Annotated in this window: 8 protein-coding genes; all 8 read right to left on the bottom strand. The window is 63.7% G+C overall.

From position 1 onward, the window contains the following. On the bottom strand, positions 1-755 hold a 755-nt coding region (gene tilS / locus D1641_RS04885; protein ID WP_243149260.1), incomplete at its 3' end, for a tRNA lysidine(34) synthetase TilS. Between the two features lie 63 nt (positions 756-818). Then, a complete protein-coding gene (locus D1641_RS04880; protein WP_160663275.1) occupies positions 819-1,568 on the bottom strand; it encodes a hypothetical protein in 750 nt (249 codons plus the stop codon). A gap of 119 nt (positions 1,569-1,687) precedes the next feature. Continuing rightward, the gene (locus D1641_RS04875) at positions 1,688-2,581 is read right to left on the bottom strand and encodes a hypothetical protein (RefSeq protein ID WP_160663274.1); all 894 of its coding nucleotides are present in this window, start codon (positions 2,579-2,581) and stop codon (positions 1,688-1,690) included. Positions 2,582-2,598: 17 nt separating this feature from the next. Continuing rightward, positions 2,599-3,342 (bottom strand): hypothetical protein, encoded by a 744-nt coding sequence (locus D1641_RS04870; protein WP_160663273.1) that lies wholly within the window; start codon positions 3,340-3,342, stop codon positions 2,599-2,601. A gap of 1 nt (position 3,343) precedes the next feature. Then, entirely contained in the window at positions 3,344-4,699 is a 1,356-nt protein-coding gene (gene dnaB, locus D1641_RS04865; RefSeq protein WP_160663272.1) for a replicative DNA helicase, read from the bottom strand. A gap of 197 nt (positions 4,700-4,896) precedes the next feature. Next, on the bottom strand, positions 4,897-5,343 hold the full coding sequence (gene rplI / locus D1641_RS04860; RefSeq protein ID WP_160663271.1) for a 50S ribosomal protein L9: 447 nt from the start codon (positions 5,341-5,343) through the stop codon (positions 4,897-4,899). A gap of 107 nt (positions 5,344-5,450) precedes the next feature. Continuing rightward, positions 5,451-5,738 (bottom strand): hypothetical protein, encoded by a 288-nt coding sequence (locus D1641_RS04855; RefSeq protein ID WP_160663270.1) that lies wholly within the window; start codon positions 5,736-5,738, stop codon positions 5,451-5,453. A gap of 1 nt (position 5,739) precedes the next feature. After that, positions 5,740-7,725, bottom strand: coding sequence for a DHH family phosphoesterase (locus tag D1641_RS04850; RefSeq protein WP_243149259.1), 1,986 nt, complete (start codon positions 7,723-7,725; stop codon positions 5,740-5,742). Positions 7,726-7,862 lie beyond the last annotated feature (137 nt).

Below are 7,862 nucleotides of genomic sequence, written 5' to 3'. Positions count from 1 at the left end.
GCCAGCGCCTGGGCCTGGGCGGTGAGGACGGCCTCGTCCGCCCGGAGCAGGGCGGCGGTGCCGGCCAGCCGGACGGCAAAGCCGGGGGCCAGCTCCTCCAGCACCGGGAGGACCTGGTGGCGGATGCGGTTGCGGGTGTAGTCGTCGCTGGCGTTGGAGCTGTCCTCCATATGGGGCAGGCAGTGGCGGAAGAGGTAGTCCTCCACCTGCTGCCGGGTGGCGGTGAGCAGGGGGCGGACGATGTTGTCCCGCCGCGGCAGGATGCCCCCCAGTCCCCGCAGGCCGGTTCCCCGGGCCAGGTGGAAGAGGATGGTCTCCACATTGTCGTTGGCGGTGTGGGCGGTGGCGATCAGGTCCGCCCCCGCCTCCCGGGCGGTCTCCTGGAGGAAGGCGTAGCGCATCTCCCGGGCGGTCTCCTCGATGCCCGTCCCCCGGAGCCTGGCCTGGACCGCCACGTCCCCCGCCCCGGTGTACAGCGGGACGCTGGGCAGGGCGCTTCCGCCGGACAGCCGCTGCTGCCCGCAGCACAGCTCCACAAACTGCTCCACAAACCGCCGGTCCCGCTCCGACTCCTCCCCCCGAAGGCGGTGGTTGTAGTGGGCGGCGGCCAGGGTGAAGCTCAGCCTGCCCCGCAGCCGGTAGAGCACATGGAGCAGGCAGATGGAGTCCGCTCCGCCGGACACGGCGCACAGCACCGTGGACCCGGGCGGAATCAGATCCTGCTCACGGATAAAATTTTCAACAGTTTTCAGCAATGGCAGGACCTCCATTTTATGTAGGGGCGGATATTATCCGCCTGCCAGTCAGTGGGACATCTGTCAGCCCACAGGCGTGATCTCCGTCACCAGGTGGAAATTCGAGGTGTAGCTGATCTGATACCGCTGGGCGTGCTCCAGGTTCCAGAGGACGGTCTGCCTCTCCCGGTAGGGCCGCTCCATGTTCAGGGAGAAGCCCAGGGCGTCCGGCACAAATACCTCCACCCATTCCCCGCCGGTGTCAGCACCGATTACATGGTAATTTCGGGCCAGGCTCCGGTAGCCCTCCCCCCACATGCCGGGCAGATGGGCGGCGACGGCTTTTGGGTGGATCCAGACCTCCGCCGTCTCCAGCGGGCCCCTCTCCACCTGCTCCAGCTCGGCCTGGAGCTCCGGGATGTGGACCTGCGGGGCGATGGGCGCGGGGGATGGGGCGTCCGCAAAGAGGATTGTGCCATACAGGACCAGTACCATCACAGCCAGCGCGCTCAGGATAAACAGACCCACAAATCTGCCTGTGGAGACGGGGTTAAGCTGATCCAGCAGTTTTTTCAGCTCCTCCCGCCGCCGGTCCGGCCCAGGTCCGCTGAGATAGGTGAGGGATATGAGCTCATTCTCCAGCCGCTCCTCCAGTTCCTTCTCCTCCGGGTGGTTCCGGAAAAACCGGATGACCATCCTGACAACCAGCCGCACCTGGAGCACGGCCCCGGCGCCGAATATCAGGACCACGCCCCAATAGCTGCGCAGATAGCCGGTGAGCAGGTCATGGGCGGGGGAGACCTCCCCCAGGGCAGAGGAGCAGAGCCAGTTCACAAAGGGAGGGAAGATCACCAGCGGGATCAGGAAAAAGCCCAGCAGGCCCCAGCCGATTCCGGCCAGCAGCTCCCGGATGTACCGCCAGGCGCAGGCCTCGATTTCAGCGCGTTGATTTTCTATGGCTCCTCACTCCCAACAGGGGTAATCTCCGTCACCAGGTGGAAATTGGAGGTATAGGACACTCGATACTGCCGGGCGTGCTCCAGGTTCCAGGCGGCGGGCCGGGTTTCGTCAAACAGCCGGTCAGGGTCTGGGGAGAAGTCCAGCGCGTTGGGGATGCGGACCACCACCCACTCATATCCGGTGTCCTCCCCCACGATGCCCCGGCGGGTAATCAGCCGGGGCTGGCCGGAGCCGTAGGGGCCAGGCAGGCCGCCAGGGCGGCTCTGGGGACTGATCCACACCTGCGCCGTCTCCAGGGTGCCGGCTTCTATCTGGGCCAGGTCGGCCCTGGCCTGGAAGGGGAGGCTGGAGACGTGCTCATCGTGCAGCATCGCGATGCTGCCCAGGGCTATGAGAAAGCACAGAAACACACAGAGGAAATAGCTCAGCGCGGCGGAATGGTATCTGCTTCCGTATTCCATGACCTGGACGCGGCTGTATTCCACTTCCTTCAGGCTCGCCCGGTCCCAGCTGTAGATCTCCGCCAGCCGGGGGATAACCTCGTCTCTCCAGACCCTCCTGCCCCTCACCAGATTTCGGATAGCCCGGATGAGGTAGACAACAAGGAGAAGGGCGCTTACCCCAAAGCCGCCGCCGTTTAAAATCAGCAGCAGCCAGTACCAGGGCAGATAGCCGGTGAGCAGATCATGGGCCGGGGAGACCTCCCCGGCGGTGGACTGCCAGAGCCAGCCGGTGAACTGGGGGGAGAGGGGGCCCAGCATCAGAAACAGGAAAAGGAAAATGGCCACGAACATGGTAAACATGTGCCGGTTGGCCCGGAGCACGGTTGGGTCTCGGTTGACCTGTCTGACGTACTCCCGCTCTTTGGGAGAAAGAAAAAGTCCCATGGCACACCCCTCCTCAGTCAGCGTTCTACCGGCGTAATCTCCACCACCAGCTGAAAATTGCTGGTATAGCTGACCTCATACCACTGGACGCCGTCCCAGCTCTGATCGTAGGCCCTGCCGATGACCACAAAGCCCTCCGGGTCCAAGGTGGATTCCAGTGCCTCCGGAAAGCGGAGGGTGATCCCGCCCCAGCCGTCGCCGGGGCTGAAAATGGTTCTGCGGGTCACCTGCCAGCCCTCCGGCTGGTCGGTAAAGAGGGGATCCGGGTGGGACTGTCCGCTGATGAAAACGGTCATCCACTGGGTCTCGCCCGCCTCGATCTGTTGGATATCCGCCGCGATCTCGTCGCAGAAGGCACAGGTCCCTCCAGGCACCAGGGCGGCCCACATCAGGATGCCGATGAACGGCAGAAGGAACGGCATGAGAATGAACGGGGCCAAACGGTTCTGCTTCCGGATTTCCGGGTCCAGCCTTCGGGCGGTCAGCCAGTACAGCAGGAGGGTGAGCCCCAGAAAAAGCAGCGGCGACAGGAGGGCCAGGACCGAGAAGGTCATGCGCCCGGTCCAATAGGCCCGCAGCAGGACCAGGGCGGAGGGCTCTCCGGCGGAAAACAGAAGCAGGATGGCGGGCAGCTCCCAGCCAACAAGGGCCAGTCCCAGCACGCCTAACAGAGCGAAGAAGGGGGCAAAGAACAGCGGGAGCTGGTCCTGGGGGACGGGCGGCATATCCCGAAGGCCTGAAGTGACAGGAACGGCAGGCATCTCAATACTCCTCCCGCCGCCATTCCATGTCGGTGAAGGTGGTGAACTCGGGGGTCCACTGGAGCTCTATGGTGCCCGTCTCACCGTGGCGGTTCTTTGCGATGATGCACTCGGCCAGGTTGGGGTTCTCGGTATCCTTGTTGTAGTACCCCTCCCGGTAGAGAAAGAGGACGATGTCGGCGTCCTGCTCGATGGCCCCCGACTCCCGCAGGTCAGACAGCATAGGCCGCTTGTCCTGCCGGGACTCGTTGGCCCGGGACAGCTGGCTCAGGCACAGCACCGGGACGTTCAGCTCCTTGGCCATGATTTTCAGGCTCCGGGAGATGTCGGAGACGATCTGCTGCCGGTTCTCTCCCCGGTCGGACCTGCCTCCGGCGGACTGCATCAGCTGGAGATAGTCGATGACGATGAGTCCTAGGTTCTCCACCCGGCGGCACTTGGCCAGGATATCGGCCACGGTGACGCTGGAGTCGTCGTCAATGAGGATGGTGGAGCGGTTGAGGGAGTCGGCGGCGGCGGCCACGCTCTCCCAGTCCTGGTCGTCCAGCTTGCCGGTGACCAGCTTTTTGTTGTCCACGAAGCACTCGCTGGAGATGAGGCGCAGGGCCAGCTGCTCCCGGCTCATCTCCAGGGAGAAGAAGGCCACCTTTTTCCCCGAGCGCTTGCCCGTGTCCAGGAGGATGTTCAGGGCCATGGAGGTCTTGCCCATGCCGGGGCGGGCGGCGAGCAGAATCAAATCGGAGTTGTTCAGGCCGGAGATGGCCCGGTCCAGGTCCCGCAGGCCGGTGGACAGCCCGGGAATGGCGCTCTCGCTGGCAGCCAGCTCCTCCAGGCGGGTGTATACGTCCAGAATCACCTCAGAGATGGGGGTCAGCCCCCGGGCGGCCCGGCCCTGGCGGATGGCGTAGATGCGCTGCTCGGCGGCCTCCAGAACGTCCTGGCCGGTGCCGGCGCCCTCCTGGACCATGGCGGTCAGCTCGCCGGCGGCCTCCGCCACCCGGCGCAGGAGGGTCTTGTCCTTGAGGATGTCGATGTACTCCCCCACGTTGGCGGCGGTGGGGGTGGTGTCCATCAGCTGGAGGATATACCCCCGGGACTGGTTTTCGTCGTAATAGCCGTTCTTCCGCATGTTCTCCAGCACTGTCACCGGGTCGATGGTGAGGGAGTAGTTGAACATGGAGTAGATAGTCTCGTAAATTTCTTTGTTCTGGCGCAGGTAGAAGTCGTCCGGGCGCAGCTTGTCGATGACCTCCGACACACACCGGGGGTCGATGAGCATGGAGCCCAGCACCGCCTGCTCCGCCTCCACACTGTGGGGCAGCTGCTTCAGCAGCAGCTCGTCTGTCTCTGTGGGCATGAGGTCACCTCACTTCTTACTGCCGTAGGGCGCGACGACCCGGCGCGCCGCCATGGGACCTGTGTAGGGGCGCACATTGTGCGCCCGTCGTCAAACGCGGGCGGATGATATCCGCCCCTACAGTGGTAAGCACGCAGGATGCTCCATTAACCCGGCGCGCCGGGTCGTCGCGCCCTGCACACGGATATTCCTGGCGGTTACCCCTCAATCACCAGCACGTTGACCGTGCCGCTGACCTCATAGCCCAGCTTGGCCTTGATCTGATAGCTGCCGCAGGACTTGATGGGCTCGTCCAGCACCAGCTTGGCCTTGGGGATGACAACCCCGTGCTGAGCGGCCAGGGCGTCGGCAATCTCCTTGCCGGTGACGGCACCGAAGAGCCGTCCGCCCTCGCCGGCCTTGGCGGGGAGCTTCACCATAATGCCCTCCAGCTTTTTGGCGGTGGCCTCGGCCTCGGCCTTCTCGGCGGCCTCCTGGGCCTTTTTGGCCTTCTCCTGCTGCTTCATGGTGTTCAGGTTCTCAGCGGTGGCGGTCACCGCCAGCTTCCGGGGCAGAAGGAAGTTCCGGGCATAGCCGTCAGAGACCTCCACCAGCTGGCCCTTTTTGCCCTGGCCCCGTACGTCCTGCTGTAAAATGACTTTCATTTGAATCAAATCCTTTCCGATTGTTGTATTTGTATTTTGTAGGGGCGGACATTGTCCGCCCGTGTTTAATGGTAGACACATTGGATAGCGGGCGCACAATGTGCGCCCTACAGTCGGTCCGGCGCGGCGCTCCGCTCCATTTCCAAATCGGCCCTGAAAGCCGCCAAATTAGAACTGTCGTGCCAGCCGGACCGGCAGTCAATGCGGTACAGCTCCTCCAGGCCGTGGGTGCTGAGGAGAAAATCCCAGCCCTCCTTGGAAATTACGGCGTACAAGATCTGGCAGTAGTCAAACAGCTCCTTTACCAGCGCCGGGTCCCGAAGGTCCTCCTCCCGATAGCCCCGGCCCTCCGGCTCCGGAAACTGATACCACCCCAGCACGCTGCTCCTCGGCACGCTACTCCTCCTCCAGATACTGGTCGATGGCCCGGGCCAGCTCCTTGGCCACCTCCTCCACCGGCTTATCGGCGACCTGTCCGCCGGCGGCGGCGGCGTTGCCCCCGCCCCCCAGCTTCTCCAGGATGATCTGAACATTCACATCCCCCATAGAGCGCCCGGAGATATTCACCCGCTCCCCGTCGGGGGAGATGACGAAGGAGGCGTCGATGCCGATGATATTGAGCAGCTCGTCGGCGGCCTGGGCGGCGGTGACCCGGCCCACCGGGTGGGAGGCCACGGCCACGGCGATGCCGTCCCGGTAGAGCTTGGCGTTCTGGATGATGGAGTACTTGGCAATGGTACCTGCCAGGTCGTTCTGGAACAGCTTCTTCACCTCGGCGGTGTCCGCCCCGGAGCGGCGCAGGAAGGCGGCGGCCTCGAAGGTGCGCCCGCCGGTGCGCATGGTGAAGTTTTTGGTGTCCAGCACAATGCCGGCCAGCAGAGCCTCAGCCTCGGCCCGGAGCAGGTGGTTGGGCTCCATCACATACTGCAAAAGCTCAGTGACCAGCTCAGAGGCGGAGGAGGCGTAGGGCTCGTGGTAGTTCAGAGCCGCCCCCTCGATATAGGTGGCCGCCCGGCGATGGTGGTCGATGACGGCCACCCGGTTGCAGGACTGGAGGACCTCCAGGGCCTGGACCTGCTCGGGGCGGTTGGTGTCCACCACCACCACCAGGGAGCGGTTGTCGGCGATGAGCAGGGCCTCCTGGGGCAGGAGGAAGCAGTCCCGATATTCGGGCAGCTGGCTCAGCCGGTCCACCAGCTCCTGGGCGGGGGAGTTCCGGCCCTCCCGGATGATGTGGGCGGGGACGCCGTTCTTCCGGCACAGGGCGCACACTCCGGCGGCCGCCCCCACCGCGTCGTTGTCGGGCATCTTGTGCCCCATGATGAACACCTGAGACGAGTCGGAGATCAGGGAGGACAGGGCGTTGGCCATGACCCGGCTCTTCACCTTGGTGCGCTTCTCCGTCTCCTTGGACCGCCCGCCGTAGAACTCGAAGGTGAACTTGTTGCGGATGACCGCCTGATCCCCCCCCCGGGACAGAGCCATGTCGATGGACAGGTTGGCAAAATCAAGGAGCTCCTTATAGCTGTCTCCGTCCATGCCGATGCCGATGGACAGAGAGGCGTTGATGCCACTGGGGTTGACTACCTGGTGGACGGAGTCCAGAATGTCGAACTTGTCCTCCACAAACCGGGCCAGATAGCGCTCCTCAAAGATCAGCAGATAGCGCTCCCGCTGGTAGCGGCGCATGCAGCCGCCGGTATGGGCCACCCAGTTCTCCAGCCGGGAGTCGATCTCCGCCATAATGTTGGACCGCTCGTTTTCCGAGAGGTTTTTCATCAGGTCGTCGTAGTTGTCCAGCAGCAGGACGGCGGCGGCCGGCCGGCTGGCCTGGTACTGGTCCCGGATATTGCTCAGCTCGGTGACGTCCACCCAGTAGGTGGTGGCCAGAAAGCCGCCCCCCCGCCCCCCGGTGCGCACCAGATGCCCATAGACCAGAAAGCGCCGCCCGGCGTATTCCACCTCTCCAGGGCACTGGTTCTTGCCCTCCATCAGCCACCGGGTGTCAAAGCCCGGGATGAGGGCGGACAGCTTGGCGTCGTACAGGTGCTCCCTCTGGCCGCTGAGGCGCAGGAAGCGGTCGTTGGTCCAGATAATGTCGCCGCTCTCCGGCCGGAACAGCACCATGGGCAGGGGGGAGTTGACCATGGTGTCCTTGGTGGCGGAGTCCACATTGCCGGTGAAGCTGTCCAGATATTTGTTGATCTCCTTCCGCCTGCGGCGGGCGCTCTCCCGGCTGTAAAGGCCCAGCAGGCCCACCACCGCCAGCTCGGCCACCGCCAGCGGCCAGGAGAACAGGGCGGAAAACAGGGCGAACGCGATGAGGCAGACAAAGTAGAGCTGGAAGCTGGGCTGAAGCAGCTTGTTCAGTTTGCGGTTCAAGAAAGGGGCCTCCTCTCCTCGACTCCCAATGAAAAGGTATTTTATTATACAATAAAAGCGGGGGAAGTACAAGCACAAAATCCGGTACAAAAGCCTTGACCCGGAGAAAAATACTGTTATAATAGAGGATACCTTAA

Source organism: Colidextribacter sp. OB.20 (assembly GCF_009911595.1).
GTDB lineage: Bacteria > Bacillota > Clostridia > Oscillospirales > Oscillospiraceae > Lawsonibacter.
This window is presented reverse-complemented; position numbering and strand designations above follow the sequence as displayed.

Excerpts from the sequence above, each read along its gene's own strand:
- D1641_RS04870 (WP_160663273.1), bottom strand. The coding sequence starts at position 3,342 with ATGCCTGCCGTTCCTGTCACTTCAGGCCTTCGGGATATGCCGCCCGTC.
- dnaB (WP_160663272.1), bottom strand. The coding sequence starts at position 4,699 with ATGCCCACAGAGACAGACGAGCTGCTGCTGAAGCAGCTGCCCCACAGT.
- D1641_RS04875 (WP_160663274.1), bottom strand. The coding sequence starts at position 2,581 with ATGGGACTTTTTCTTTCTCCCAAAGAGCGGGAGTACGTCAGACAGGTC.
- rplI (WP_160663271.1), bottom strand. The coding sequence starts at position 5,343 with ATGAAAGTCATTTTACAGCAGGACGTACGGGGCCAGGGCAAAAAGGGC.